The 23,353-nt window shown below is 70.9% G+C and carries 29 protein-coding genes and 1 tRNA gene; 9 read left to right on the top strand and 21 right to left on the bottom strand.

What is annotated here, in order from left to right:
- Positions 1-47: 47 nt before the first annotated feature.
- The 5 genes from AB0K51_RS15165 to AB0K51_RS15145 all read right to left on the bottom strand — a co-directional run bounded on the left by AB0K51_RS15165 (position 48) and on the right by AB0K51_RS15145 (position 2,728).
- Positions 48-869: an MBL fold metallo-hydrolase gene (locus AB0K51_RS15165; RefSeq protein WP_363454516.1), complete on the bottom strand. Its 822-nt coding sequence runs from the start codon at positions 867-869 to the stop codon at positions 48-50.
- A 28-nt stretch (positions 870-897) separates the two neighbouring features.
- Positions 898-1,089, bottom strand: a complete 192-nt coding sequence (locus AB0K51_RS15160; RefSeq protein ID WP_363454514.1) for a hypothetical protein — start codon at positions 1,087-1,089, stop codon at positions 898-900.
- Between the two features lie 86 nt (positions 1,090-1,175).
- A complete protein-coding gene (locus AB0K51_RS15155) occupies positions 1,176-2,012 on the bottom strand; it encodes an NUDIX hydrolase (protein ID WP_363454512.1) in 837 nt (278 codons plus the stop codon).
- A 93-nt stretch (positions 2,013-2,105) separates the two neighbouring features.
- Positions 2,106-2,570 carry a RidA family protein gene (locus AB0K51_RS15150; protein WP_363454510.1) on the bottom strand — a complete coding sequence of 155 codons (465 nt, stop codon included), beginning with the start codon at positions 2,568-2,570 and terminating at the stop codon, positions 2,106-2,108.
- A 2-nt stretch (positions 2,571-2,572) separates the two neighbouring features.
- Positions 2,573-2,728 carry a DUF4177 domain-containing protein gene (locus tag AB0K51_RS15145; protein WP_014136749.1) on the bottom strand — a complete coding sequence of 52 codons (156 nt, stop codon included), beginning with the start codon at positions 2,726-2,728 and terminating at the stop codon, positions 2,573-2,575.
- 235 nt (positions 2,729-2,963) lie between these two features.
- Between AB0K51_RS15145 and AB0K51_RS15140 the strand changes: the two genes are divergently transcribed.
- Both AB0K51_RS15140 and AB0K51_RS15135 read left to right on the top strand, forming a co-directional pair.
- The gene (locus AB0K51_RS15140; protein ID WP_363454651.1) at positions 2,964-3,974 is read left to right on the top strand and encodes an ArsA-related P-loop ATPase; all 1,011 of its coding nucleotides are present in this window, start codon (positions 2,964-2,966) and stop codon (positions 3,972-3,974) included.
- Entirely contained in the window at positions 3,971-5,116 is a 1,146-nt protein-coding gene (locus AB0K51_RS15135; RefSeq protein ID WP_363454508.1) for an ArsA family ATPase, read from the top strand. The genes AB0K51_RS15140 and AB0K51_RS15135 overlap by 4 nt, the downstream gene beginning before the upstream one ends.
- 51 nt (positions 5,117-5,167) lie before the next feature.
- On the opposite strand, the gene AB0K51_RS15130 is transcribed toward AB0K51_RS15135, so the two are convergent.
- Positions 5,168-5,491, bottom strand: coding sequence for a WhiB family transcriptional regulator (locus AB0K51_RS15130; RefSeq protein WP_363454506.1), 324 nt, complete (start codon positions 5,489-5,491; stop codon positions 5,168-5,170).
- Between the two features lie 400 nt (positions 5,492-5,891).
- On the opposite strand from AB0K51_RS15130, the gene AB0K51_RS15125 reads away from it, so the two are divergent.
- Positions 5,892-8,120, top strand: a complete 2,229-nt coding sequence (locus AB0K51_RS15125; RefSeq protein WP_363454504.1) for a transglycosylase domain-containing protein — start codon at positions 5,892-5,894, stop codon at positions 8,118-8,120.
- A 113-nt stretch (positions 8,121-8,233) separates the two neighbouring features.
- Here AB0K51_RS15125 and AB0K51_RS15120 read toward each other — a convergent pair whose 3' ends face one another.
- Entirely contained in the window at positions 8,234-8,689 is a 456-nt protein-coding gene (locus AB0K51_RS15120) for a GatB/YqeY domain-containing protein (RefSeq protein ID WP_363454502.1), read from the bottom strand.
- A 225-nt stretch (positions 8,690-8,914) separates the two neighbouring features.
- On the opposite strand from AB0K51_RS15120, the gene AB0K51_RS15115 reads away from it, so the two are divergent.
- The 4 genes from AB0K51_RS15115 (at position 8,915) to AB0K51_RS15100 (ending at position 12,177) form a co-directional block, all read left to right on the top strand.
- Positions 8,915-10,102 (top strand): LPXTG cell wall anchor domain-containing protein, encoded by a 1,188-nt coding sequence (locus AB0K51_RS15115; RefSeq protein WP_363454500.1) that lies wholly within the window; start codon positions 8,915-8,917, stop codon positions 10,100-10,102.
- Between the two features lie 190 nt (positions 10,103-10,292).
- Complete coding sequence (locus AB0K51_RS15110) at positions 10,293-10,895, top strand: class I SAM-dependent methyltransferase (protein WP_363454498.1); 603 nt, start codon at positions 10,293-10,295, stop codon at positions 10,893-10,895.
- Positions 10,896-11,071: 176 nt separating this feature from the next.
- Complete coding sequence (locus tag AB0K51_RS15105; RefSeq protein ID WP_363454496.1) at positions 11,072-12,016, top strand: metallophosphoesterase; 945 nt, start codon at positions 11,072-11,074, stop codon at positions 12,014-12,016.
- Positions 12,017-12,103: 87 nt separating this feature from the next.
- Positions 12,104-12,177, top strand: a tRNA-Pro gene (locus tag AB0K51_RS15100).
- Positions 12,178-12,254: 77 nt separating this feature from the next.
- Here the strand turns inward: AB0K51_RS15100 and AB0K51_RS15095 are convergent.
- From AB0K51_RS15095 to AB0K51_RS15040, 12 genes are all read right to left on the bottom strand, one after another.
- Positions 12,255-13,421, bottom strand: coding sequence for a site-specific integrase (locus AB0K51_RS15095; protein WP_363454494.1), 1,167 nt, complete (start codon positions 13,419-13,421; stop codon positions 12,255-12,257).
- Positions 13,421-13,603, bottom strand: a complete 183-nt coding sequence (locus tag AB0K51_RS15090; protein WP_363454492.1) for a helix-turn-helix domain-containing protein — start codon at positions 13,601-13,603, stop codon at positions 13,421-13,423. The genes AB0K51_RS15095 and AB0K51_RS15090 overlap by 1 nt, the downstream gene beginning before the upstream one ends.
- On the bottom strand, positions 13,596-14,936 hold the full coding sequence (locus AB0K51_RS15085; RefSeq protein ID WP_363454490.1) for a replication initiator: 1,341 nt from the start codon (positions 14,934-14,936) through the stop codon (positions 13,596-13,598). Before AB0K51_RS15085 ends, AB0K51_RS15090 begins: the two co-directional genes overlap by 8 nt.
- A gap of 61 nt (positions 14,937-14,997) precedes the next feature.
- Positions 14,998-15,165 (bottom strand): hypothetical protein, encoded by a 168-nt coding sequence (locus AB0K51_RS15080; RefSeq protein WP_363454488.1) that lies wholly within the window; start codon positions 15,163-15,165, stop codon positions 14,998-15,000.
- A gap of 278 nt (positions 15,166-15,443) precedes the next feature.
- Positions 15,444-15,983, bottom strand: a complete 540-nt coding sequence (locus AB0K51_RS15075) for a GGDEF domain-containing protein (protein ID WP_363454486.1) — start codon at positions 15,981-15,983, stop codon at positions 15,444-15,446.
- Positions 15,984-16,059: 76 nt separating this feature from the next.
- The gene (locus AB0K51_RS15070) at positions 16,060-16,593 is read right to left on the bottom strand and encodes a hypothetical protein (protein WP_363454484.1); all 534 of its coding nucleotides are present in this window, start codon (positions 16,591-16,593) and stop codon (positions 16,060-16,062) included.
- 10 nt (positions 16,594-16,603) lie between these two features.
- Positions 16,604-16,801, bottom strand: a complete 198-nt coding sequence (locus AB0K51_RS15065) for a hypothetical protein (RefSeq protein WP_363454482.1) — start codon at positions 16,799-16,801, stop codon at positions 16,604-16,606.
- A 12-nt stretch (positions 16,802-16,813) separates the two neighbouring features.
- Complete coding sequence (locus AB0K51_RS15060) at positions 16,814-17,518, bottom strand: DUF2637 domain-containing protein (RefSeq protein ID WP_363454480.1); 705 nt, start codon at positions 17,516-17,518, stop codon at positions 16,814-16,816.
- 4 nt (positions 17,519-17,522) lie between these two features.
- A complete protein-coding gene (locus AB0K51_RS15055) occupies positions 17,523-17,708 on the bottom strand; it encodes a hypothetical protein (RefSeq protein ID WP_363454478.1) in 186 nt (61 codons plus the stop codon).
- Between the two features lie 4 nt (positions 17,709-17,712).
- On the bottom strand, positions 17,713-17,913 hold the full coding sequence (locus tag AB0K51_RS15050; protein WP_363454476.1) for a hypothetical protein: 201 nt from the start codon (positions 17,911-17,913) through the stop codon (positions 17,713-17,715).
- Positions 17,914-17,989: 76 nt separating this feature from the next.
- Positions 17,990-19,399 carry an FtsK/SpoIIIE domain-containing protein gene (locus AB0K51_RS15045; RefSeq protein ID WP_363454474.1) on the bottom strand — a complete coding sequence of 470 codons (1,410 nt, stop codon included), beginning with the start codon at positions 19,397-19,399 and terminating at the stop codon, positions 17,990-17,992.
- A 6-nt stretch (positions 19,400-19,405) separates the two neighbouring features.
- Complete coding sequence (locus AB0K51_RS15040; protein WP_363454472.1) at positions 19,406-19,759, bottom strand: hypothetical protein; 354 nt, start codon at positions 19,757-19,759, stop codon at positions 19,406-19,408.
- A gap of 202 nt (positions 19,760-19,961) precedes the next feature.
- On the opposite strand from AB0K51_RS15040, the gene AB0K51_RS15035 reads away from it, so the two are divergent.
- The gene (locus AB0K51_RS15035) at positions 19,962-20,750 is read left to right on the top strand and encodes a GntR family transcriptional regulator (protein WP_363454470.1); all 789 of its coding nucleotides are present in this window, start codon (positions 19,962-19,964) and stop codon (positions 20,748-20,750) included.
- Positions 20,751-20,752: 2 nt separating this feature from the next.
- A complete protein-coding gene (locus AB0K51_RS15030) occupies positions 20,753-21,511 on the top strand; it encodes a glycosyltransferase family A protein (RefSeq protein WP_363454468.1) in 759 nt (252 codons plus the stop codon).
- A 76-nt stretch (positions 21,512-21,587) separates the two neighbouring features.
- Here AB0K51_RS15030 and AB0K51_RS15025 read toward each other — a convergent pair whose 3' ends face one another.
- A complete protein-coding gene (locus AB0K51_RS15025; protein WP_363454466.1) occupies positions 21,588-22,151 on the bottom strand; it encodes a hypothetical protein in 564 nt (187 codons plus the stop codon).
- 460 nt (positions 22,152-22,611) lie between these two features.
- Positions 22,612-23,346 (bottom strand): MAE_28990/MAE_18760 family HEPN-like nuclease, encoded by a 735-nt coding sequence (locus AB0K51_RS15020; protein WP_363454464.1) that lies wholly within the window; start codon positions 23,344-23,346, stop codon positions 22,612-22,614.
- Positions 23,347-23,353 lie beyond the last annotated feature (7 nt).

The following is a 23,353-nucleotide window of genomic DNA, read 5'->3' as shown; positions in this document are numbered from 1 at the left end:
GGGAGTGATGTGCTCTCCCGGGCGGATCTTTGGCGTCCCGGTTCCCGCTAGATCAGCCCGTGCTCTTCCAGGTACGTCAGCTGCGCCCGCACCGACAGCTCCGCCGCGGGCCACACCGCGCGGTCGACGTCGGCGTAGACCCGCGCGACGACCTCCTCCGGCGTGCGGCAGCCCGACTCGACCGCGGTCTCGACCTGGGCGAGGCGGCTGGCCCGGTGCGCCAGGTAGTACTCGACGGCGCCGAGCGCGTCGGCCAGGACGGGGCCGTGGCCGGGCAGGATCGTGCGGACGCCGTGCTCGGAGGCGAGCACGTGCAGGTGGCGCAGGGAGTCGAGGTAGTCGCCGAGCCGCCCGTCGGGGTGGGCGACGACGGTGGTGCCGCGGCCGAGCACGGTGTCGCCGGTGAGCAGGGCGCCGTCGGCCGGCAGGTGGAGGGTGAGCGAGTCGGCGGTGTGGCCGGGGGTGGCGATCACCCGGAGGTCGAGGCCGCCGACGTCGAGCCGTTCGCCGCCGTGCAGGCCGTCCACGCCGAGGGGGTGTTCGGGGTCGAGGGCGCGGACCCGGGAGCCGGTGAGTTCGGCGAAGCGCTCGACCCCGTCGGTGTGGTCGGGGTGCCCGTGGGTGATCACGGTGAGGACGATCCGCTTGCCCTGCTCCTCGGCGGTGGCGACCACCCGGCGCAGGTGGCCCTCGTCGAGCGGACCGGGGTCGACCACGACGGCGAGGTCGGAGCCCGGTTCGGACAGCAGCCAGGTGTTGGTGCCGTCCAGGGACATCACGCTCGGGTTGGGCGCGAGGAGGCAGTACGCACGGGGGGTGGCGGCCCCGCCGATGGTCTCGGCGGGGTCGCCCGGCAGCAGAGTGGTCACCCGGTGGCTCCGAGGTCGTGGGGTCCGCTCACCCGGCGTCCACCTCGGCTCGGCTGAGGCGGCGCAGCGGCAGCGAGCGAACCGTGGCCCGGGCAGGCAGCTCGCGGTGCAGCAGGCGGGTGGTCTCCCGGGGCGCCGGTTCGTCGCAGGCGGCGGCGCGCGGGGTGACGGTGCGGGCGGGCGTGACGGGTGTCCGGCGAGCCACGTCGTTGTGGGTCATCGGAGGTCTCCTTCCGGGCGTCGGTACGTGTTCCCGCAGGTTGCGGGTGTCTCAGGGAGGGCCGGCAGGCCCTCGGTGGGAGCTTCTCATGCAGGAAACTCGCCGTCGATAGTGAGTTCGTCATACCCGGGCCAGCGGATGGTGATCCGTTCCCCGGCGACCTCGGCGTGGCCCAGGACGGGTGCCACGTCCCGTCCGGCGGCGGCCGTGAGGGCCGCGGCGACGCTGTCCGCGGGCAGCAGCTCGCGCAGCACCGTGATGGTCGGCGGCATCATCCCGAACCGGCCCTGCTCGAAGCCCGCCACCGCGTCGGCGGGTCGCAGCCAGGCCACCCGGTCGGCCTCGCCGACGGTGTCGGCGGCGTGCTGTCCGGCGGGCAGCGCGGCGACGAAGAACCAGGTGTCGAAGCGGCGTTCCTCGAACTCGGGGGTCACCCAGCGGGCCCAGGCCGCCAGCAGGTCGGTGCGCAGCACCAGCTGACGCTGCGCCAGGAAGTCCCCGAACGACAGCTCGTGGGCCTCCAGGGCGGCCCGCTCGGCGGACCAGTCGCGCGGCTCGACCAGCGAGTGGGCGTCCGGCCCGGCCAGCAGCACGCCGGCCTCCTCGAAGGTCTCGCGCAGCGCCGCGCAGACCACGGCCCGGGCGGTGTCCTCGTCCACGCCGAGCCGCTCGGCCCACGCGGCGGCGCTCGGGCCGGCCCAGGGCGCGTCGCCGTCGCGCGGGTCGACGCCGCCGCCGGGGTAGGCGTACAGCCCGCCCGCGAACGCCATCGAGGTGCGTCGGCGCAGCAGGTACGCCTCCGGGCCGGTCGCGCCGTCGCGCAGCAGCACCACGGTGGCGGACGGGCGGGGGGCGGGGGGCTGCACCCGGCCGGCGGCCAGGGCGCGGATCCGGGTGGGCCAGGGAGCGGGCATCTGCGGCATGTTCACGGATGTTAACGCCCCCGCTCGACGGGGCGGCGAACGCAGCGGGGCCCGCGCCGTGGTCGGCAGCGGGCCCCGGTCGGGTGCGTCTGGTCAGTCGCGGACGCGGACCATCAGCTCGACCTCGACGGGCGCGTCCAGCGGCAGCACCGCCACGCCGACGGCGCTGCGGGCGTGCACGCCCTTGTCGCCGAAGACCTGGCCCAGCAGCTCGCTGGTGCCGTTGACGACGCCGGGCTGGCCGGTGAAGTCGGGGGCGGAGGCGACGAAGCCGACCACCTTGACGACCTGCTCGACCTTGTCCAGGTCGCCGACCACCGACTTCACGGCGGCCAGCGCGTTGAGCGCGCAGATCTGCGCGAGTTCCTTGGCCTCCTCGGCGGTGACCTCGGCGCCGACCTTTCCGGTCCGCTGGAGCTTCCCGGCGACGACCGGCAGCTGACCGGAGGTCATCACGTAGTGGCCGGTGCGCAGCGCCGGAACGTACGCGGCGACCGGTGCGGCGACCTCGGGCAGGGTCAGCCCGAGGTCGGCGAGCTTCTGCTCGACCTGGCCCATGGCTACTCCTTCTCCCGCTTCAGGTACGCGACCAGCTGCTCCGGGTTCGGGCCGGGCACGACCTGGACGAGCTCCCAGCCGTCCTGGCCCCAGGTGTCGAGGATCTGCTTGGTGGCGTGCACGAGGAGCGGCACGGTGACGTATTCCCACTTGGTCATGGGGGTGACTCTAGCCGCCCGGGCCGTGTGAGGTGGGACACAAAGGGGGCATGATTGCCGGGGGCGGCCGGGATGCTCCGGGCATCGGGACCGCTCGCTCGTTACCCTCGCGGTGAGGGCACCCGCACGGTGCCGGCGGACCGACGGACGGAGAGCGAGCGTGGCGAGCACCCCCGGCACGGCCAGGCCGACCGCGCAGGAGGCGGAGCGGGAGCCGGACTGGGAGGGCGTCAGGCTGCACGTGGTCAGTGGGAAGGGCGGCACCGGGAAGACCACGCTGGCCGCCGCGCTGGCCCTGGCGCTGGCCGCCGAGGGCGGGCGGACCCTGCTGATCGAGGTGGAGGGCCGGCAGGGCATCGCCGAGCTGTTCCAGATCGCGGCGCTGCCCTACCAGGAACGCCGGGTCGCCACCGTGACGCCCAGTCAGCTCGGCCTGCCCGGCAAGGGCCACGGCGAGGTGCACGCGCTGGCGATCGACACCGAGCTGGCGCTGCTGGAGTACCTGGAGATGTTCTACAAGCTGGGCCGGGCCGGGAAGGCCCTGCAGAAGGTCGGCTTCGTGGACTTCGCCACCACCGTCGCCCCCGGCGTGCGGGACGTGCTGCTCACCGGCAAGGCCTGCGAGGCGGCCCGCCGCAAGGGCCCGGACGGGCGGCTGCTGTACGACGCGGTGGTGATGGACGCCCCGCCGACCGGCCGGCTCACCCGTTTCCTGAACGTCAACTCCGAGGTGGCGGGCCTGGCCCGGTTCGGCCCGATCCACACCCAGGCGCAGGCCGTGATGCGGGTGCTGCGCTCCCCGGAGACGGCGGTGCACTTCACGACGCTGCTGGAGGAGATGCCGGTGCAGGAGACGGTGGACGGGATCACCGATCTGCGGGAGGCCGGGCTGCCGGTCGGCGGGGTGCTGGTGAACATGGTGCGCCCGCCGATACTGGACGCGGCGGCGGTCGAGGCGGCGCACGCCGACCACCGCGAGGACGTCGCGCTGGCCCTCGGCGAGGCGGGCCTGGGCGGGCGCTCGCGCAAGCCGGAGACCGTCCGGGCCAACGTCGAGCCGCTGCTCGACCCGCTGCTGGAGCAGGCCCGGGAGCACGCCGAACGCGTCGAACTGGAACGCGTCCAACGCGCCGACCTGCAGCAACTGCGGCTGCCGACCTACGAGTTGCCGCTGCTCGGGGAGGGCATGGAACTGGCCGGGCTGTACCGGCTGGCGGGCGAGCTGAAGCGGCAGGGGGCGGCATGACCGGCCTGGACATCGATGCGCTGATCGACGACCCGGGCACCCGGATCGTGGTCTGCTGCGGCTCCGGCGGGGTCGGCAAGACCACCACCGCCGCGGCGATCGGCCTGCGCGCCGCCGAACGCGGCCGCCGCGTCGTGGTGCTGACCATCGACCCGGCGCGGCGCCTGGCCCAGTCGATGGGCCTGACCGAGTTGGACAACACCCCGCGGGTGGTGAAGGGCACCACGGGCGAGGGCGAGCTCCAGGCCATGATGCTCGACATGAAGCGGACCTTCGACGAGGTCGTGCTCAACCACGCCGAGCCCGAGCGGGCCAGGACGATCATGGAGAACCCGTTCTACCAGTCGCTCTCGGCCGGTTTCGCGGGCACCCAGGAGTACATGGCGATGGAGAAGCTGGGCCAGCTCCGCGCCGAGGACCGCTGGGACCTGATCGTCGTCGACACGCCGCCGTCCCGCTCCGCGCTGGACTTCCTGGACGCCCCGAGCCGCCTCGGGTCCTTCCTGGACGGCCGGGTGATCCGGCTGCTCACCGCCCCGGCGAAGGTCGGCGGGCGCTCCGCGATGAAGTTCCTCAACGTCGGCATGGGCCTGCTCACCGGGACCCTCGGCAAGATCTTCGGTGCCCAGCTCCTCACCGACGTGCAGACCTTCGTCACCGCGATGGACTCCATGTTCGGCGGCTTCCGGGAGCGCGCGGACCGCACCTACCAGCTGCTCAAGGCCGAGGGCACCGCGTTCCTGGTGGTCGCCGCGCCCGAACGGGACGCGCTGCGCGAGGCCGCGTACTTCGTCGACCGGCTGGCCGCCGACGCCATGCCGCTGGCCGGGCTGGTGCTCAACCGGGTCCACTCCACCGGCGCCCCGCAGCTCACCGCGGAGCGCGCGCTGGCCGCCGCCGAGGCACTCGAGGAGAACGGCTCGCACTCCGCCACCGTCGCCGCCGAGACGCTGGCCGCCGGACTGCTGCGGCTGCACGCCGAACGCATGCAGATCATGACGAGGGAACGGCGCACCCGGGACCGCTTCGTCTCGGTCTACCCGGACGTGCCGATCGTCGAGGTGCCCGCCCTGCCCGGGGACGTGCACGACCTGGACGGACTGCGGGCCATCGGCGACCGCCTCGGCTCCCCCACCGATTGAGCCGCCGATGCTGCGTCAGAACCGTCCGGTTTCCCGGCTCCTGACGAAGGGTCAGCCGGCCTGGGCGTAGTCCCGCAGGACCACCCCGGTCGCCAGTGACTCCTCGTACTCGGTGCGCGCCGTCTCCAGCAGCCTGCGCCAGGAGACCACGGTCGGCCGGCGGCGCAGCAGCGCCCGGCGCTCACGCTCGGTCATCCCACCCCAGACGCCGAACTCGACGCGGTTGTCGAGTGCGTCAGCGAGGCATTCGGTGCGCACCGGGCATCCGCTGCACACCGCCTTGGCGCGATTCTGCGCCGCCCCCTGTACGAACAGTTCATCCGGATCGCTCGTGCGGCAAGCCGCCTGTGCGCTCCAGTCGTCCACCCAGCCCATGCCGGCGCCGTCCTCTCCCGATTCGGGGCTCCCCCACGGCGGCAACGGCATATTCACCGCTGCCAGTTGAGGACGTTACGGAAGAACGGCACGACGCAACAGCCCCTGTGGGCCCAATCTGAAATGACCCGATCGGACTATGGGTGTCCGTCAGCTCACTCGTTGGAGTGATTGCAGGTCGCAGGCCTTGCCCGGGACCGTTTGGTCACTTTCGTCACGGTGCGCCACGACAGCCGGGAGATCGCCCGCCAAGATCCATCGCAAATCATCCCGAATCGGACAAAGCTCATCACTCACAAGAGTGATGACGATGAACAGAGCGAAGCTGTCGCAGTTCTGTGACAAGCGTAGGCGAACACCTGCCCCCCTGTACGGGATTCGCCGACGTAGGGTTCTCCCCATGGCACCTTCGCGATCCGCGGGCTCCCCGCTCGACCTGGCAGGGCTCGGCATCAAGTTCCTGGGCAGCGCCGTGCTGGCCGGCGTCCTGGTCGCCGGCATGGCCCTCCCGGCCGTCGGCGCGTTCGGACTGACCGCCAAGGACACCGCCGATTCGTTCGACAACATCCCGGACGACTTCAAGACGCCGACCCTCTCCCAGGCGTCCACCATCTACGACGCCAAGGGCGGCCTGATCGCCAAGGTGTACGACCGGGACCGCACCATCCTCACCAAGGAGCAGATGGCGCCGATCATGCGCCAGGCCCAGGTGGACATCGAGGACAACCGCTTCTACGAGCACGGCGCGGTCGACCTCAAGGGCGTGCTGCGCGCGGTCACCAAGAACGCCGAGTCCGGCTCCGCGTCGCAGGGCGCGTCGACGCTGACCCAGCAGTACGTGAAGAACGTCTTCGTCGAACAGGCCGGCGACGACCAGCAGGCGTTCCTGGAGGCCACCCGCAAGTCCCTGGGCCGCAAGATCCAGGAGCTGAAGTACGCCATCAAGCTGGAAGAGGACCTGAGCAAGGACCAGATCCTCACCAACTACCTGAACATCACGTTCTACGGCCACCAGGCGTACGGCATCGAGGCGGCGGCCAACCGCTACTTCAGCAAGAGCGCCAAGGACCTGACCATCCCCGAGGCCGCGACGCTGGCCGGCCTGGTGCAGAACCCCTCGGCGTACGACCCGATCGCCCACCCGCAGGCCGCGCAGACGCGCCGCAACACGGTGATCAACAAGCTGCTGGAGTACAAGCACATCACCGCCGACGACGCGAAGGCCGCGCTCGCCGCGCCGCTCGGCATCAAGTACTCCGAGCCGCAGAACGGCTGCATCACCGCGCAGTCCGGCATGGGCTACTTCTGCGACTACGTGCGCCACGTGCTCAAGCAGGACCCGGCGTTCGGCAAGACCGCCGCGGACCGGCAGAAGCTGTGGTCCCAGGGCGGTCTGAAGATCTACACCACGATCGACCCGGAGAAGCAGAACGCGATGTACAACGCGGTCACCAAGAAGGTCTTCGTGACCGACCCGGTGTCCGCGGCCGGCACCATGATCAAGCCCGGCACCGGCGAGATCCTGGCGATGGCCCAGACCCGCCCGTACGGCCTGGACAACAACAAGAACCAGACCGTGCTGAACCTCAACGTGGACGCCGCGATGGGCGGCGGCAACGGCTTCTCGCCCGGCTCGACCTTCAAGCCCATCCTGGCCGCGGCGGCGCTGGAGTCCGGGGTGCCGATCACCCAGGAGTTCCCCTCGCCGTACAAGATGGACTACCCCAAGATGACCACCTGCGACGGCACGTGGAACGAGAAGGGGGTCAGCGTCCAGAACGAGGGCACCGGCGAGGTCGGCCCGTTCAGCATGCAGATCGCCATGCAGAAGTCGGTCAACACCTACTTCGTGCAGCTGGAGGAGCAGGTCGGCCTCTGCCCGATGAAGCAGATGGCCGACAAGCTGGGCATCAAGACCCTGGCCAACGGCAAGCCGCTGCTCCAGGTCCCCTCCATGGTGCTCGGCACCCAGGAGGTCAGCCCGCTCACCATGGCCAGCGTCTACGCCGCGTTCGCCGCGCGCGGCAAGTACTGCACCCCGATCGCGCTCACCTCGGTGGTCAACACCGACGGCAAGAAGATCGACGTGCCCAAGGCCAACTGCACCCAGGCGATGTCCGAGACCACCGCGGACGGCGTCAACACCCTGCTGCTCGGCGTGACCGAGAAGGGCACCGGCTCCGCCCTCGGCCTCGACGACGGCCGCCAGATCGCCGGCAAGACCGGTACCACCGACAACCGGTACGCCGCCTGGTTCACCGGCTACACCCCCGACCTGGCCACCTCGGTCTGGCTCGGCGGCGTCGGCGGCAACGTCTCGATGAAGAACATCACCATCGGCGGCCACTACCGCAACGCGGTCTACGGCGCCGACGGCCCCGGCCCGATCTGGCAGCAGGCCATGAACGACGCCCTGGACAACACCCCCAAGTCCCAGTTCCAGACCGTCAACATCCCGGTCGCAACGCCGAGCCCCAACCCGTCCGACACCGCCACCCCGCCCTCCGGCGACAACGCCCAGGGCGGCCTGCTCGGCGGCAACAACAACGGCGGCCTGATCAACGGCGGCATCACCCTCCCGCCGGGCGCCATCAACGGCGGCAACACCGGCAAGCCCGGCCACCACTGACACACCCGCACGAAAGCCGCCTGCGGCGGGGAACTCCCCCACCGCAGGCGGCTTTCGGCGATTCTGGTGCCGCTTCTGATGCCGGCGGTTCCGGTGCTCCGGCGCCGCCGGGCTCAGCCCGCCAGGGCCGCCTTCACCGCGGCCGCCACCCGGCCGCCCTCCGCCTTGCCCTCGACCTTAGGCCGGACCAGCTTCATCACGGCGCCCATGCCCTGCGGCCCGCTCGCCCCGGACTCGGCCACCGCGGCGGCCACGATCGCGGTCAGCTCCTCGTCGCTGAGCTGCGCCGGGAGGTAGCCGTCCAGCACCACGCCCTCGGCGCGCTCCCGCTCCGCCTGCTCGGCCCGGCCGGCGCCGTCGAACGCCTCGGCGGCCTCGCGGCGCTTCTTCGCCTCCTTGCCGATCACCTGCAGCACCTCGGCGTCGGACAGTTCGCGCTTCTCCTTGCCCGCCACCTCCGCGCCGGTGACCGCGGCCAGGGTGAGCCGGAGAGTGGACGAGCGGAGCTCGTCCCGTGCCTTGATGGCAGCCGTGAGATCCTCCTGCAGCTGCGCCTTGAGCGTCGTCATGCCGCCGATTCTGGCACCTGACCGGCCCGAACGCCGCTTCTTTACCGCGCCGCCGCCACTTCCCGAAGTCCGCGGAAAATTCTTCGCACCCGGACGCAACCGCGGGCCGCGATGAACGTCCATACCGGTGAGAGGCCGGACGGGGGCCGCGCAGCATCACCCGCGACCTGCCCGTCTCCGACCTTCCGCACTCGTCAACTCACCTTGTCCTGGGGGGACTTCGCCATGCCCGCACGCCACCGCCCGGCCGCTCTCGCCGCCCTGCTGCTCGCCGGACTGCTCGCCACCGGCACCGCCACCACCGCCGTCGCCGCCGACGCCCCGGCGCCGACGCTGGCCGTCCAGGCCCCGGCCGCACTGGCCTTCGCCGGCGGTCCGCTGCCGCTGGTGGAGACCGTCACGAACCCGGGCCCGACCGCCCGTCAGCTGGCCCTGCGGCTCGCCGCCGAGACCGGCCCGGGCGCCTCGAAGTACGACCTCGCCATCGGCTACCGGGATCCGGCCGACGGGCAGTGGAAGTCCGTCCCGCTGACCTTCGCCGACGGCGTCTTCACCGGCAGCCAGACGATCACCGCCGCCCCCGGCACCACCACCGTCCAGCTCCGGATCGGCGCTCCCATGGGCCTGCCCCACCACGGCGCGAGCAACGGCGGCTTCCAGCACGTGGCGCTGAAGTCCACGCTCACCGAGCCCGGCGCCACCCAGCCGCTCGCCGAGCAGCGCAACGACCTCGGCATGGTCTCCATCGACAGCGAGCTGCAGAACGTCCCCGCGAGCGCGGTGGTCGGCGGTGCGCCGGTGGAGTTCGACTGGAAGATCAGCAACGGCACCCCGGCCGAGTACACCAACGTCAACGACGTGCTCTGGGTCGACCCGCACGCCACCGTGCAGAAGCAGGTCCCCGGTCAGGGCTGGGTGACCCTGAAGGCCGAGCACGTCGCCGACGCGGACTACGTCGCCGTCCGGGTCGACGAACCCGACCTCACGTTCGCGGCGCACACCGACCGCATCCCCCACCTGCGGGTCTCGTACGCCGCCGACACCCCTGTCGGCAGCACCAAGCTCAACGCCTGCCTGATCGTCGACGAGAGCCACGAGAACCCCTTCAACGGCACCACCATGTGCCAGGCCGGCCGCAGCCTCACCCTCACCGCGGCGACCACCGCCACGCCGACGCCTGCTCCCACGCCGACGCCGACCGCCACTGCCACCGCCGGGACGGGCGGCTCCACGGGGTCCACCGACGGCTCGTCCGGTGACTCCTCCGACGGTTCGTCCGACGGCTCGTCAGACCGGCTGGCCGAGACCGGCTCCAGCGGCACCGGGCTGGTCGCCGGGCTCGGCGGCCTCCTGGTCGCGGCCGGCGGAGCAGTCCTCTGGCTGCTCGCGCGCCGCCGCCGTCACACCGCCTGAGGCGAGGCCGCCCCGGTGGAACCCGGAGCCGGTGTCCCCGCCGGGGGCGACCATCCAGTCGTCCCGGTGGAGCCCGAAGCCGGCGTCCCCGCCGGGGGCCGACCGTCCGGCCGTCCCGGTGGAGCCCGAAGCCGGCGTCCCCGCCGGGGGCGACCGTCCAGCCGTCGCGCCCGGCTGGCAGACTGACGCCATGTCAGCTCACGGCACCGACGCGTACGGCGAACGGCTGGACGGCTTCCCGCCGTTGGTCCGACAGGCCGTCACCCTGGCCCGGGCGCACGGCTTCCCGTACTCCTGCCGCCCCGAACAGGGCCGCCTGCTGCACGTACTGGCCGGCGGCGCCCGGGTCCGCATCGGCGAGAGCGGCACCGGCCTCGGCGTCGGCCTGGCCTGGCTCGCCTCCGCCGCCCGGCCCGGGGTCCGGCTGCTCAGCGTCGAACGCGACCCGGTCCGCGCCACCGCCGCCGCGCAGCTCTTCGCCACCCACCCCGAGGTCACCGTCCTGACCGGCGACTGGACCGCCCTCCACCAGCACGCCCCGTACGACCTGCTGGTCCTGGACGGCGGCGGCCAGGCCAAGACCGACCGCGGCGCCGACCCGGAACGGCTGCTGACCCCGGGCGGCGTCCTGGTGGTCGACGACTTCAGCCCGTGCGAGAGCTGGCCGCCGCAGTTCCAGGGCCGACCCGACACCGCCCGCCTGCACTGGCTCGACCACCCCGCCCTGCGCGCCGTCGACCTCCCGCTGGCCGGCGACCTGTCCGCCGTCGTCGCGGTCCGCCGGCCGCGCTGAAGGCGACCTGTCCGCCGCCGCCGCGGTCCGCCGGCCGCGCTGAAGGCGACCTGTCCGCCGCCGTCGCGGTCCGCCGGCCGCGCTGACTGCCCAGCGCCCGTTCGGCGTTCGGCCTGCCACGCCCACCGGGGCGACCGCCCGTTCGGTCCGTTGCCCCGGTCTGCGACGATGGACCGATGCGACCGCTGTACTCCGTCCCGCTCGGTATCGCCGCCACCGGCGCCGCCTGTCTCGTCTACGCCGCCGGGTACGAGGTCCGCTCGTTCCGCCTGCGCCGGGTCGAGGTCCCGATCCTGCCCGCCGGTGCGCGGCCGATCCGGATCCTCCAGGTGTCCGACATCCACATGGTCGTGGGGCAGGAGAAGAAACAGCGCTGGCTGAAGAGCCTCGCCGCGCTCGAACCCGACCTGGTGGTCAACACCGGCGACAACCTCTCCGACCCGCTCGGCGTCCCCGCCGTGCTGGACGCGCTCGGCCCGCTGATGGAGTTCCCCGGCGTCTACGTCTTCGGCTCCAACGACTACTACGGGCCCGCCCGCAAGAGCCCCACCCGCTACCTCACCGCGCTGCGCACCGGCGTCCACGGCCTCAACAACCCCGACGGCTCCGGCCGCCGCGGCATCACCGGCGCCGTCCACAACCCCTGGCAGAAGCTCCGCGACGGCTTCGACGAGGCCGGCTGGCTCAACCTCAACAACGCGCGCGGCCGCCTCACCCTCGCCGGCCTCGACGTCGAGTTCACCGGCCTCGACGACCCGCACATCCGCCACGACCGCTACCCCATGGTCGCCGGCGGCCCCTCCCCCGACGCCGACCTCTCCCTCGCCGTCGTCCACGCCCCCTACCTGCGCACCCTCGACGCCTTCACCGCCGACGCCTACCCCCTGATCCTGGCCGGCCACACCCACGGCGGCCAGCTCTGCATCCCCTTCTACGGCGCCCTGGTCACCAACTGCGACCTCGACACCGACCGCGTCAAGGGCCTCTCCACCCACACCACCGCCGGCCACCGCTCCTACCTCCACGTCTCCGCCGGCTGCGGCACCAACCGCTACACCCCCATCCGCTTCGCCTGCCCCCCCGAAGCCACCCTCCTCACCCTCACCCCCGCCCCTCGCTGACCAGCCCTAAACCGGATTTCGTCTCTGGCCCCGCCTCCTGTAGAGTTCTACTCGTTGCGCCGGAGACGGAAGGCAACATCGCAGGACCGGGGTATAGCGCAGCTTGGTAGCGCGCTTCGTTCGGGACGAAGAGGCCGTGGGTTCAAATCCCGCTACCCCGACTTCGTAAGTGCAGGTAAGGGCCCTGCCGGAGAGATCCGGTAGGGCCCTTCCTCGTTCTGCGTGTCTAACTGAGTGACTATCCCTCAGCTGCGTGCCCGAAGACGTCGTCCATGACCGTCGCACCCGTCTGGATCACCGGGCGGATCTGCTTTCGGTAGACCTCCTCCGTCACGCTGGTGGAGGAGTGGCCGACGAGCCGGGAGATCTCCTCCAGCGGGACGCCCTTGTCGGACAGGATCGACACGAAGCTGTGCCGGAGTTCGCGGGGCGTCCACTCGGCAGCGTTGATCCCCTCGGCTGTGGCAATGGCGGTGCGGAACGCGCGGCGGACGTGCGACGGGTCCAGCTCGGTGCCCACGGCGGAGTGGAAGACCAGGCCGTTCTCCTGCCACTTGTCGCCGGCCGCGAGCCGGTCCCAGCCCTGGTCCACCCAGTGGTCGAGCAGCGCTTCGACACAGCGGGCCGGGAGCGCGAGGGTCCGCCGGGACTTCCGGGTCTTGGTGTCCCCGCCGGCGCGGACCGAGCGCCACACCGCGATGTGCGGCGGGATCGGCGGATCAGCCTTCGGGATGCCCTTCAGGAAGGCGTGGTCCCAGGTCAGCGCCCGCAGCTCCTCGGTGCGCGCACCGGTCAGCAGGGACACCACGATGTAGGCGTACATCCCGGTCTTCTCCGCCGCCTTCAGCACAGCCTCGGCCTGAGCGAGCGTCAGCGCCTTTGACGGGCGCCCGGCCTGTCCTGTGGGCACGGCGCACAGCTCCACCACGTTGCGCTTCACCTTGTCGCGGGCCATCGCGCGCTTCACCGCCCGGTTGAGGCAGGAGTGCAGGGCCTGAAGCGTGCGGGTGCTCAGCGTCTTGGCCTTGACCGCCAGCCAGCGGTCCACGTCTTCGGCACTGAGGTCCCGGAGCTTGCGGGCGCCGAGCGCCGGGATGACGTGGGTCCGGCACAGGATGGTGCAGGTCTCGACGGTCTTGTCGTCGCGGCCGGCCAGCCCGTACGTCAGCCAGTCGTTCACCGCGTTGGCCACCGTGTAGTTGGTGGGCGCGATGGCGAGGCCGTCCTCGTGGTCCCGCAGGACCTCTTTGAGCTTGTTCTTGGCCTCGGTCTTGGTCTTGCCGCTCCCCCGCTTCATGATGCGCTTCCCGCTCGGGTCGAACCCGAGGCTGGCGCTGGCGATCCAGCGCTGACGCTTCTCGTCCCAGTGGAGCCCGCCGTCCCCGCGGCTGCGGCGAGTCGCCATCAGCCGATCACCTCGGACCGCGAGGCGACGAAGGCCCGATAGGAGCCGTACGGGACCCGGCGCGCCCTTCCGATGGTGATCGAATGCAGCCGCTTGGAACGGATCAGGTCGTAAACCGCGGAGCGGCCCAGCTTGAGGCGAGCCATCACCTCCGGCACGGTCAGCAGGTCGTCATCAGCCATTCGTCGGTTCTCCTTCCGTTCCGGGGGCGGGTTGGATCGCGGTGGCCAGCCAGGCTTCGCCGCGAGTGAGGCCACGGCCGGCGAACGCCCAGTGCGCGAGCACGAGAGTGGTCTCATCGGTGGCGGGTGCGTCGGGGCCGTGGAGGAGCTGGAGGGTCTGCGCGCGGCGCCAGGCGGTGCGGGCGGCGCGGAGCTCCCCGAGGGTGGTCGAGTACTTGCGGGTCTTGGTCGAGAAGTGGCCCCGGAAGCCGAGCATGTGAGCCCACGCGCGGAGCCGAAGGTCCCCCAGGCCCGGGTTCGCGCCGAGCGTCCAGCAGGTCCGGATCAGCCGGCGGGCGTGCTCCGGGATCTCCAGGTGAGCGACCTCGGCGAGCAGCCGGATGGGCCGATCGAGGGTGCCCGTGGCGGTCTCCGCGCCCTTGGTGGCGTACTTGGCGATGTAGGCCGCGACGGCGCGATCGGAGATCGGGACTGGGCCGTTGAAGTCAGCGTTGCGGATCGTGCGAACGTCGAGCTGCCTACCCCAAGCGAATCGGTGCATACGGCCGTTGACAGTCGGGCCGGGGATCTCGGTGCGGGCAGCGGCGGCACGGATCGCGTCGGTGAGGAGTTCGGCCGAGGCCCAGGCTGGCGGGGAAGTGTCGGCACCCTCGGGGCCGTCGAGCCGGATCACCGCGTGGAAGTGGATCGCCCCGCGCTTCTGGTACTCGGCGACCTTCCCGAACGAGACCCGGGCGTGCTCTCGGAACTGACGCTGCGACAGGCCCGCCCGCTTGGCGACCTCTCGGCGCAGGTGAATCGAGAACCGGGCCCAGAGCTTCCCGGCGTGCGCGTTCCACAGCACCGCGGCGTCGTAGTCGTACGTCTCGGGGTCGAGGGGCGAGCCGAGTAGCGCATCATCAGCGGCGTGCGCGGTCCCGCACTTACAGCGGCCGGCAGCGGGCCGGTTGTGCACCGGGCCGAACGACGGAGCGGTGAAGGTGGCGAACACCCGGGGGTGCACGGCCACGGTGTCCGGGATGCCCTTGCCGCCGACCAGCCCGGCGGTGATCAGGTGGTAGGTGTCCCGCCGGTAGGTCTCGGCACACGAGGCACAGCGGGTCGTCCGTCGGTTGCCGCACCGCACCAGCAGATCGCCCGCGGGTAGCTGTGACGACTCCAGGTGGTGCAGCACCTGGCCGGTCGTCTCGTTGACCTCGGTCCGCCAACCAGCGAGCCGGATCGGCGAGGTGCACCCGGCGAGCCCGGAGAGCTGCCGCACGAGCGCCGGCATGGTGCCCAGCGACGCCAGCGCGGTCAGATCGGCAACGGGCGGTTCCGTGAGGGTGAGCATGATCTCCTCCTTTCGAACTGAGGCCCCGGAGCCGTCAGTTGCTGGCTCCGGGGCCGTGCGGTCAGCGCTGTTCGGTGGGCTTGGGGTGCTGCTCGGTCCAGGTCTCGGCGCAGACCTTGTGGGCGGGCTTGCCGCGGTCGGAGCGGAGGTTGGTGGGCTTGTCGCAGACGCCGCAGGGGGCGGGCTTGTTGTCCCAGTGACGGGAGTCGCGCCAGTCGAGGAGCGCCATGTCAGACCGCCGAGGCAAGGACGCGGGCGACGGTGCCTCGGCCGCCGCAGATGGGGCAGTTGACGGGGGCGGTGGCGCGGGAGCCGTCGCGGTGGCGGTGGCCGGTGGTGGTCGCGGCGCGGCCGAAGCCGTCGCAGTTGCGGCAGATTAGGCGTGTCGGGCGGGGGCGCTGCGTCATGATGGTGGTCTCCTTCGCGGACTTCGGTTCGGTTCGGGTTGAGGTCCCCGGCGCGGCGGGATGCTTGGCGGCTTGCTGCCGTGCCGGGGACCGGTTGTGTTCAGCGGCGGCGCGAGGTTCGGGCGCCGGGCTTGGAGGCGTACATCTGGCGGTCGGCCGCCGACAGCGCCTCGGTGAGCAGCAGCGTGGCCGGGTGCGAGGTGCCGACGGACGCGCCGACGGCCAGCAGCGAGGTTCCGAACGCGACGGGCCTTTGGAGCAGGCCACGGAGGTCCGGGACCCGGTCGGCGGCGTCCAGAACGACGGCAGCGAACTCGTCTCCGCCGAGGCGGGCGGCAAGGCCGTCCGTACCGCACCAGGTGTCGAGGCGGCGGGCGGTGGCTGCGAGGACGGCATCCCCAGCGGCGTGGCCGTGGGTGTCGTTGATGGCCTTGAACTCGTCCAGGTCGATCAGCAACACGGTGGTGCGCTCGGGGTGGGAGCGGATCAGCCGCTCGGCGCGGGCGGTGAAGCCATCGCGGGTGAGCAGACCGGTGAGCGGGTCGCGGCGGGCGGTCGCCAGGCGGCGGGCGAGGAGGGTGCCGTGTGCGGCCCAGCCCGCGAGCGGGACGCCGGCGGCGAGGAGCGGGGCGAGGTCCATTGCGGGTCCTTCCGGTGCAGGTTGAGGTCCCCGGGGCGACGGGATGCTTGGCGGCTTGCTTTCGCCCCGGGGGGAATCAGATGCCGAGGGAAAGCGCGCGGGCGGAAGCTCGGTCGAGCAGGCGGTGAACGTCCGCCTGGCGGGTCGTCGGGGCGTCGTTGAACATGTCCGGGGAGCTGACGACCAGTCCGGTGGCGCGGAGGACTTCCATGACCTGGTTGCGGGCTCGGCTGACGATGTAAGGCGTGCCGTAGCCGTGTGCGAGGACGGCGGCCTGGGCACCGAGGAGGCAGACGCGGCCGGCGGAGTCCCACAGCGCGCCCTGGACCCAGCCGACTTCGGCGAGGTAGCGGGAGGTGAGCCGCAGGTGGTCCGCCACGGTGACGTCGACGGGACGGGCCGGACGGTGCGCGATCCGGTCCAGGACGGTCAGCCGCGGATGAGGGAAGCCCGCGTTCCAGCGCTGGACGATCGAGCCGAGCGGGCAGACGTACGGGACGGTCAGCCGAGCGGGGGCCGGGAGCGAGGCCAAGTACGCCTCGATCTCCGCGACCAGGGCCGACCCGTCGGCCGAGAGGATCAGCGTTTCGGGCTGCAGGGTGGCGAGCATCAGGCGGCCCTCACTTGCTTCCGGTGCGGTTGACGACCTGCACGCCGTCGCGGGTGGTGTTGTCGATCAGCGGCGCGGCCGGCGAGCTGGCGAGGTAGAAGCCGAGCAGCAGCAGCGAGATCACGGCCCACCAGCGGAGGCGGTGGTGACGGACGATCAGCCAGCCGATGGCGGCGAGAACGGCGACGAGCGGGAGCGAGAGCGTCATGGCGGTCTTCTCTCAGGTCAGTTCGGCAGCGAGCGCCGAGGCGAGCGGGTCCTTGATTCCGAGCCGGGCGCGCAGGGTTGCGGCGTCGATCTGGTTGCCGGTCCGCGCGCGGTGGTCGTCGGCGAGCTTGCGGGCGTGGTCGAGCAGGAACGCCGGGACGGGCGTTGCTGTGGCCGGGCCGGGCGGGTTGGCCAGCGGCGCCGCCGGGGTCGAGGGCACGGGCGGAGCGGGCAGCGCGGGTACCAGCTCGGGTTCCTCGATCGCCGCTGGCTCAGGCTTGGTCTCCGGCACCGCGACGTACACCGGCGGAAGCTCCTCCCCGGTCTCGAACTCCACAGGAGCTTCAGCCGGGGCGTGCGCTGCGGTGTGGACCAGCAGGGTTCCGCCGAGGAACGCGGCGGCGGGCCACCCGGCGACGATGATCCGGAGCCAGGTCGGGGTGTCCCCGAGGTTCAGGAGTCCGGCTGTGCCGATGTTGGCCCCGAGCGAGGCGGCCAGCGCGATCACGAACCAGACCCAGGCGAGCCGGACGGAAACCCGGGAGCGCAGTCGACGCCACGCGGCGACGAGCAGCAGATCGACCGAGACCGGGTAGGCCCACGCCTTCCAGCCGGTCTGCCCGGCGGCTTCGGCCAGGTCGTGCAGGTGGGCGAACGAGAGCGCAGCGGCGATCACGGCTTGCAGCAGGACCGCGTCCAGCTTGGGCAGACGGCGCATGACGTCAGCTCCCCATGGACTGGTCGAGCAGCTCCGGGACGCTACCGGTGCCCAGGCAGTCCAGGCAGGTGGCTTCCTGGTCGGCGACCTTCCGGCGACGCTGGCCGCGACCGGCGACGACCGCGACGGTGGTCTGGCCGGTGCCATCGCAGGCCGGGCAGTCCTGGACGGTGGGCTTCGTGATGGCCATGGCGCTACCGGCTGCGGCGCTGGTGCTCGTCGGCGGCGCGGCGGGCGTCCCGGGCGACCTCAGCCATGTCACTGTCGTGTGGGTTGTTCGAGGCGATCCGCTCCAGCAGGTCGGCCTTGTCGGCCAGGAGCGGTCCGGCGTCCCCGCCGGCACGGACGCGGGCCAGGTAGGCACCGATCTCGGCAATGGAGGGCTTGCGGGCCATGGGAGTTCCTCTCGATCAGGGCGTGACGGGATAGGGACTTGGCGCGAAGCGGTCGCGCCGACCCAGGAGTTCGGGGCTACTCGGCGGCGGGGGCCGAGACGTAGATCGGCGGCGCGGACGGCATCGGCGGGATCTCGACCGAGGCCGTGGAGGGCGCGGCCACCTGCGGGCGGAAGGCCGCCAGGCGGTGCAGGTCGGGCGTCAGGTGTGCGAACTTGGCGCAGCGGTCGGCGACTTCGCCGAGCGAGCGGTACGGCGTGCGGATCTCGTACCAGCGGCCGGAGGTGTCGCCGGCGACGGCCACGCCGGGCATGGTCGGGCTGATCCGGGTAGCCGCGGTCATCGCCGCTTCGGAGATGTCCCCGAGGCCCATCCGCGCGCTCTCCAGGTCGTTGACGCGGTGGACGGTGCGGCCGGTGAGCTGGGAGCGGAGCATGGTCGCGCCCTTGCCGAGGTCGGCCCCGAAGCGCTGGCCGTTGATCTCCAAGAAGATGCCTGCGGCACGGGCGAGTTGGGCCAGCCGGATCAACGCGGTGACGATCTGGTTCCGGCGCGGTTCGTCCGCTTTGCTGGCCACGAGGAACAGTTCGGCGATCTCGTCCACCAGCACCACGATCGGCACCGGGCGGACCTTCTCCGGCAACCCCCATATGTCGGCGGTCATCTCCTCCGCCGGCACCGAGCCGGGCATGCCCTGGTACGCGCGGATCAGGTCGTACCGGTCGTCCATCTCGATCAACAGGGCCAGCAGCAGCCCGAGGGCTTCCTCCTGACTGATCGCCAGCGCCGAGAGGCGAGCCGCGAACGGGCGCTGCTCGATGCCGCCCTTGCAGTCGATGCCGACCAGCGCGACCGGCTGATTCGCCAGCCCGTGGATCAGGTTCCGGGTCAGCATCGACTTGCCGGACTGACTCGCGCCCAGGGTCAGCCCGTGCGGCACCTCCAGGTAGTCCCGGACGTGGGCGGTCCCGTCCGAGCGCAGGGCTACCGGAACCCGCAGCAGGTCACCGGACTTGACGCCGGTACGGCGCGGCATGCGCACCTGCCGAAGCACGTCGTACCCGACGATCTTCAGGTCCACGATCCCGGGCTTGACCTCGGAGACGTACACGGCGTGGACACCCCACGCGTGCCGCAGCCGCTGGGCGGCGTTGGCCACGTCCTCGGTCTCCTGCCCACGGGCCAGCCGCAGCCGTATCCGGAGGCCGGTCGCCGAGCCCCGGATGCCCTTGATCTTCGGGACGGCGGGCTTGCTCTCCCGGTTGGTCGCCTGTGCCGCCATCGCGCGCCAGAACGAGGGCTCGACCGTCAGGCCGCAGGACTCCATCACGGCGTCGTAGTCGCGGTGTATCCGGGCGAGGGTCAGCGGGAGGCCGACCGTGGACCAGTACGCGCGCGGGTGCTTCACCTTCGCGTAGAGCGCGGCTCCGGTCGCGGCGGCGGCCGGGACACCCAGCTCCAGGAGCGTCGTGGTCAGCGCGGACACCGGTCATCAGCCCTTCGCGCCGACGAACGCCGGCATCGTGGCGGTGACCGCGTCGGCGCGGAAGGCGATGCCGGAGCGCTTCTGGCCGTTGAACTCGTTCTCCCACGGCCGGGCGATCAGCTTGGTGAGCGCCACCAGGGTGCCGGGGATGAGACCGTCCGGGATGCCGGGCTGCGGGACGGTCAGCGACAGGATCTCGGCCTGGCCGTTGGCGACGAACGTGACGTCGAGGGTCATCAGCGGGGCACCGGTCTCGGTGTCCATCGCCATCTCGCCGGTCCGCCGGTCCTTCAGCTTCGGCCGGGGCTCCTGGGCGACCATCACCAGAGCGCCGGTGGTGTCCACGGGGATGAGACGCATCTTCCGAACTCCTTCGCTGAGCCGGGGCATGCGGCCCCGGACGCCGATCGGCCCCATGGCAGGGCCGAAGGTCATCAGCTCCTCTAGTCCTTAAGTCCTCTTGAGGAGTTGCAATGAACTATGACGGCGCATCAGCTAGTCGTCAACTCCTCTTGAGGACTTAAGATGTTCGGGAGACCACGACAGGGCGGTGACCGGCTCCATGGCCAACCAGTACGAGCGGATTTCCACCGATTTGCGGCGACAGATCGCTGACGGAGTCCTGGCACCGGGCGATCGGCTGCCAGCAGAGACCCAACTGGCGATTCACTACGACGTGAGCGTGCCCACGATCCGTCAGGGCGTCGGTGTGCTTCAGGCCGAGGGCCTGGTCGAGAAGCAGCAGGGCCGCGGGACCTTCGTCCGCCGGCAGCCGAAGCGGGCCACCCGGAGCAACGAGCGGCACCAGTGGGAGAAGGACCGGGCCCGCCAGCCGGAGGCCGTCCGTAAGAGCACCGGCGCGACCGAACATGACACCGGCCTGGCCGTGGACGATCTGGTGTTCCACGCTGACTTCCAGGAAGTCCCGGCGCCCGCCGACCTGGCCACGCTGTTCGGTGTACCCGAGGGCACCCTGCTGCTGGAGCGGACCTACCGAACCCGCTACAGCCAGGACCGGCACCCGTTCAACATCTCCCGGTCCTACCTGGTCCGTGACTTGGTCTCGCAGAACCCAGACCTACTCCGCGCTGACCTGGAGCCTTGGCCCGGGGGTACGCAGAACCAACTCTTCACACTCGGAATCGAGCTGGACCGCATCGTCGAGACCTTCCGCGCCCGTCCGCCAACGCCCGAGGAGAACGAGGAACTCGGCCTGCCGGTCGGTGTGTCGGTGGTCCTCCTCCGGAAGACTTGCATCGACACCACGGACCGCGTGGTGGAGGTCTCCGACGTGATCCTTCCGGGCGACCGCACCGAGATGGTCTACACGACCAAGCTGGACAGGTGGTGAGCATGGCCAACACCGTGAGCGTCATCACGGCAGTGCACGGGCCGGCGGCGAAGTTCCTCGCCGACGCTTACAAGTCGCTGTTGGAACAGGAGTTGCCCGCGGGCTGGGACTGGCAGTGGGTCATCCAGGAGGACGGCCAGACTGACGACGTAGCGCCCCACGTTCCGGACGACTCCCGGATCAGCTTCGGTCAGGGCCGCCATGGACGCGCCGGCATGGCCCGCACGATCAGCCTGGCCCGCGCCACAGGCGAGTTCGTCAAGGTGTTGGACGCCGACGACATGCTGACCCCCGGCGCCCTCGCCCGAGACCTCGCGGTGCTCACTAGCCGGCCGGACGTGGCGTGGACGACCTCGCGGGTGCTCGACCTTCTTCCGGACGGCAGCACGGTGGGCTTCGACCAGGACCCGCCCGAAGGCCCGATCGAGCGCGGCGAGGTTCTCCGGCACTGGAAGGCCCACAACTACCGGGCACAGGTCCACCCGGCCACCCTCTGCGCGCGGCGCGAGCTGGTGCTGGCGCTTGGTGGGTGGATGGCGCTCCCTGCATCGGAGGACACCGGACTGCTGATGGCGCTCGACGCGGTCAGCCGCGGGTGGTTCACGGCGGAGACCGGTCTGCTCTACCGGAAGTGGCCGGGACAGAGCACCAGCCAGGCAGCGCACGTGCTGGAGACCGAGTGGGAGGCCCGGATGGCAGTGATCCAGGCCCGGGCGGAGGCGCTGGCCGCGCTGAACTCTTGGCGCTTCGACGCGGCCTGATCGGACCCACGGCACGACGCGGCCCCAGCAGAGGGGATGACCCTGCTGCCGGGGCCGTTCGCATGGCTGCTGCCGGTCACTCGTCGGCTGAACTCTCCTGCTGTCGAGGGAGGGTGAGCCCCCGCGCGGTGTGCTGGTCGCCAACAAAGCCGCCGGTGACGCCAAGGTCGGCGCGTCCCACCTCATGGAAGACGTTGATCGCGCGGAAGATCTCGATGTGGAGGGCCCGCCATTCCTCCACTGGGCCATCAACCAGCCGGCGGGCGCGCCAGTCGATCGCGGCGGCTGCGGTGTTCACTGCATGGGCCGACTCGATCACCTGGTCGCCAGCGAGCATCATCAGCCGCTCGAAGGCGAGAGCCCGACGGCCCTCAGCCTCCGTAAGGTCCATCAGCAGCTCGTGCTCTGTACGTGGCATCTCGCGGATGGAGTGCGTCACCTCAAAGGCCAGCACCGCCGCGTAAACGCAGGCCCGGACACTCCCCACGTACTCGACGTAGGCATCAAGCTTCTTCTCGTCCCAGCGAACCCGGAGTGAGTCCCGGCGCTTGCCCCGCTCCATGAGCTGATTGGTCGCGTAGGTGGTGAGTCCACCCAGAACCACGGCCGCGATGGTGACGAGCTGCGTGACCGTATCCATGATCCCCCGATGTGACATGCCGTCAGCCGAACCAGCCGAGCATACGGACGGTCGGGCCAGGTCAACAGGTGGCATGGGAGGTTCAGGGGGTGGTGGGGAGGGGGTGCGTAAAACTCTTCTCTACGGGTTCAAGGGCGCTTCGCGCCAGGGCGCGGCCCATCCGCTCGCCCCCGCGCTTGTCTTCGCCCGGGCGAGGCGGCGGCCGGCCGCGCAAGGCGGACGGACGATCGTGAGTGGTTGCGGCCCAACGCGCCGTCATGGCTGGGGCGGGCGGCTCCACGGTTTTACCCACCTGCCAGGACCGGGACCCGCACCGAGCAAGAACGGGGGGCCACTCGGCCAGATTGCGGGCAGGCGAGGAGCCTGCCCGAGATCGCGGGCAAGCTTACGGCCCCCCGATCATGCTCGGACCCAGACCAGACAGGACACCGGCCAAAACCGCTACGCCGCCCTCAATGCGTTATCCGTCGACTCCCGTACTCGGCGAGACTCCTTCAGTCAAGCCACCACGCATCTCAGGAACAGTTGGGCGAGCGATTCGGTACCACTCCTCGGCAACTGCCTGCGTCAGAACCCGTGCAAGATCACCCATGAACGTCTCGCACTTTTTCAGATGTGCGTCAAACATTCCTTTCGGGATATTCTCCTTTCGGCTTCCATGTGCGATATCATTCCGCACCCGCTTAACAAAATCGATAGAAGTGTACTGATCTCTTGCAACTCGGGTCACGGGAATTCCAAGAGCGACTAGAGAACGCTTCAGGACATCAGACCCTAGGTTCATCTCCATGGACACTGCAACCTCGGCGGCGATTGAAAGAGAACCTTTGCTCAGCTCTTGGATTCGTTGAACGAAGGCAGTTTGATGACGAGCACGAGTGGTCAACCTCCCCTCGCCTTCCAGGCCCTCGCCACCTGACGATTTGCGCAAGTTATCAAACTCAACAGCGAGGGCAGCCGCCAAAAGCTCAGGCTGCAAGTCTTCCGCGGGCAGGCGCTTCGCGTTGATAGCAGCAACATAGAGAGAGAGTGCGTTCCTGGTGAACCCCTCCAGGTGGGCATATTGCATTACAAGAATAGCCCTAAGAGAAAAGACTGGCCAATCCTCAGGGTCATGCTCAAGCAATAGGCGGTTCCCGAGATGGCGAATCTCATCCAAGCGCCAAGCCATATCCTCTTCGAGCTCGGCACGCATCTCGGAA

Source organism: Kitasatospora sp. NPDC049285, assembly GCF_040678815.1.
In the GTDB taxonomy this organism is placed as follows: Bacteria; Actinomycetota; Actinomycetes; order Streptomycetales; family Streptomycetaceae; genus Kitasatospora.
This window is presented reverse-complemented; position numbering and strand designations above follow the sequence as displayed.

Excerpts from the sequence above, each read along its gene's own strand:
- AB0K51_RS15120 (WP_363454502.1), bottom strand. The coding sequence starts at position 8,689 with ATGACGACGCTCAAGGCGCAGCTGCAGGAGGATCTCACGGCTGCCATC.
- AB0K51_RS15055 (WP_363454478.1), bottom strand. The coding sequence starts at position 17,708 with ATGGCCATCACGAAGCCCACCGTCCAGGACTGCCCGGCCTGCGATGGC.
- AB0K51_RS15065 (WP_363454482.1), bottom strand. The coding sequence starts at position 16,801 with ATGACGCTCTCGCTCCCGCTCGTCGCCGTTCTCGCCGCCATCGGCTGG.
- AB0K51_RS15075 (WP_363454486.1), bottom strand. The coding sequence starts at position 15,983 with ATGGACCTCGCCCCGCTCCTCGCCGCCGGCGTCCCGCTCGCGGGCTGG.
- AB0K51_RS15125 (WP_363454504.1), top strand. The coding sequence starts at position 5,892 with ATGGCACCTTCGCGATCCGCGGGCTCCCCGCTCGACCTGGCAGGGCTC.
- AB0K51_RS15115 (WP_363454500.1), top strand. The coding sequence starts at position 8,915 with ATGCCCGCACGCCACCGCCCGGCCGCTCTCGCCGCCCTGCTGCTCGCC.
- AB0K51_RS15150 (WP_363454510.1), bottom strand. The coding sequence starts at position 2,570 with ATGGGCCAGGTCGAGCAGAAGCTCGCCGACCTCGGGCTGACCCTGCCC.
- AB0K51_RS15035 (WP_363454470.1), top strand. The coding sequence starts at position 19,962 with ATGGCCAACCAGTACGAGCGGATTTCCACCGATTTGCGGCGACAGATC.
- AB0K51_RS15105 (WP_363454496.1), top strand. The coding sequence starts at position 11,072 with ATGCGACCGCTGTACTCCGTCCCGCTCGGTATCGCCGCCACCGGCGCC.
- AB0K51_RS15095 (WP_363454494.1), bottom strand. The coding sequence starts at position 13,421 with ATGGCGACTCGCCGCAGCCGCGGGGACGGCGGGCTCCACTGGGACGAG.
- AB0K51_RS15110 (WP_363454498.1), top strand. The coding sequence starts at position 10,293 with ATGTCAGCTCACGGCACCGACGCGTACGGCGAACGGCTGGACGGCTTC.
- AB0K51_RS15030 (WP_363454468.1), top strand. The coding sequence starts at position 20,753 with ATGGCCAACACCGTGAGCGTCATCACGGCAGTGCACGGGCCGGCGGCG.
- AB0K51_RS15070 (WP_363454484.1), bottom strand. The coding sequence starts at position 16,593 with ATGCTCGCCACCCTGCAGCCCGAAACGCTGATCCTCTCGGCCGACGGG.
- AB0K51_RS15155 (WP_363454512.1), bottom strand. The coding sequence starts at position 2,012 with ATGCCGCAGATGCCCGCTCCCTGGCCCACCCGGATCCGCGCCCTGGCC.
- AB0K51_RS15135 (WP_363454508.1), top strand. The coding sequence starts at position 3,971 with ATGACCGGCCTGGACATCGATGCGCTGATCGACGACCCGGGCACCCGG.
- AB0K51_RS15060 (WP_363454480.1), bottom strand. The coding sequence starts at position 17,518 with ATGCGCCGTCTGCCCAAGCTGGACGCGGTCCTGCTGCAAGCCGTGATC.
- AB0K51_RS15085 (WP_363454490.1), bottom strand. The coding sequence starts at position 14,936 with ATGCTCACCCTCACGGAACCGCCCGTTGCCGATCTGACCGCGCTGGCG.
- AB0K51_RS15040 (WP_363454472.1), bottom strand. The coding sequence starts at position 19,759 with ATGCGTCTCATCCCCGTGGACACCACCGGCGCTCTGGTGATGGTCGCC.
- AB0K51_RS15160 (WP_363454514.1), bottom strand. The coding sequence starts at position 1,089 with ATGACCCACAACGACGTGGCTCGCCGGACACCCGTCACGCCCGCCCGC.
- AB0K51_RS15025 (WP_363454466.1), bottom strand. The coding sequence starts at position 22,151 with ATGGATACGGTCACGCAGCTCGTCACCATCGCGGCCGTGGTTCTGGGT.
- AB0K51_RS15080 (WP_363454488.1), bottom strand. The coding sequence starts at position 15,165 with ATGGCGCTCCTCGACTGGCGCGACTCCCGTCACTGGGACAACAAGCCC.
- AB0K51_RS15020 (WP_363454464.1), bottom strand. The coding sequence starts at position 23,346 with ATGCGTGCCGAGCTCGAAGAGGATATGGCTTGGCGCTTGGATGAGATT.
- AB0K51_RS15130 (WP_363454506.1), bottom strand. The coding sequence starts at position 5,491 with ATGGGCTGGGTGGACGACTGGAGCGCACAGGCGGCTTGCCGCACGAGC.
- AB0K51_RS15145 (WP_014136749.1), bottom strand. The coding sequence starts at position 2,728 with ATGACCAAGTGGGAATACGTCACCGTGCCGCTCCTCGTGCACGCCACC.
- AB0K51_RS15090 (WP_363454492.1), bottom strand. The coding sequence starts at position 13,603 with ATGGCTGATGACGACCTGCTGACCGTGCCGGAGGTGATGGCTCGCCTC.
- AB0K51_RS15050 (WP_363454476.1), bottom strand. The coding sequence starts at position 17,913 with ATGGCCCGCAAGCCCTCCATTGCCGAGATCGGTGCCTACCTGGCCCGC.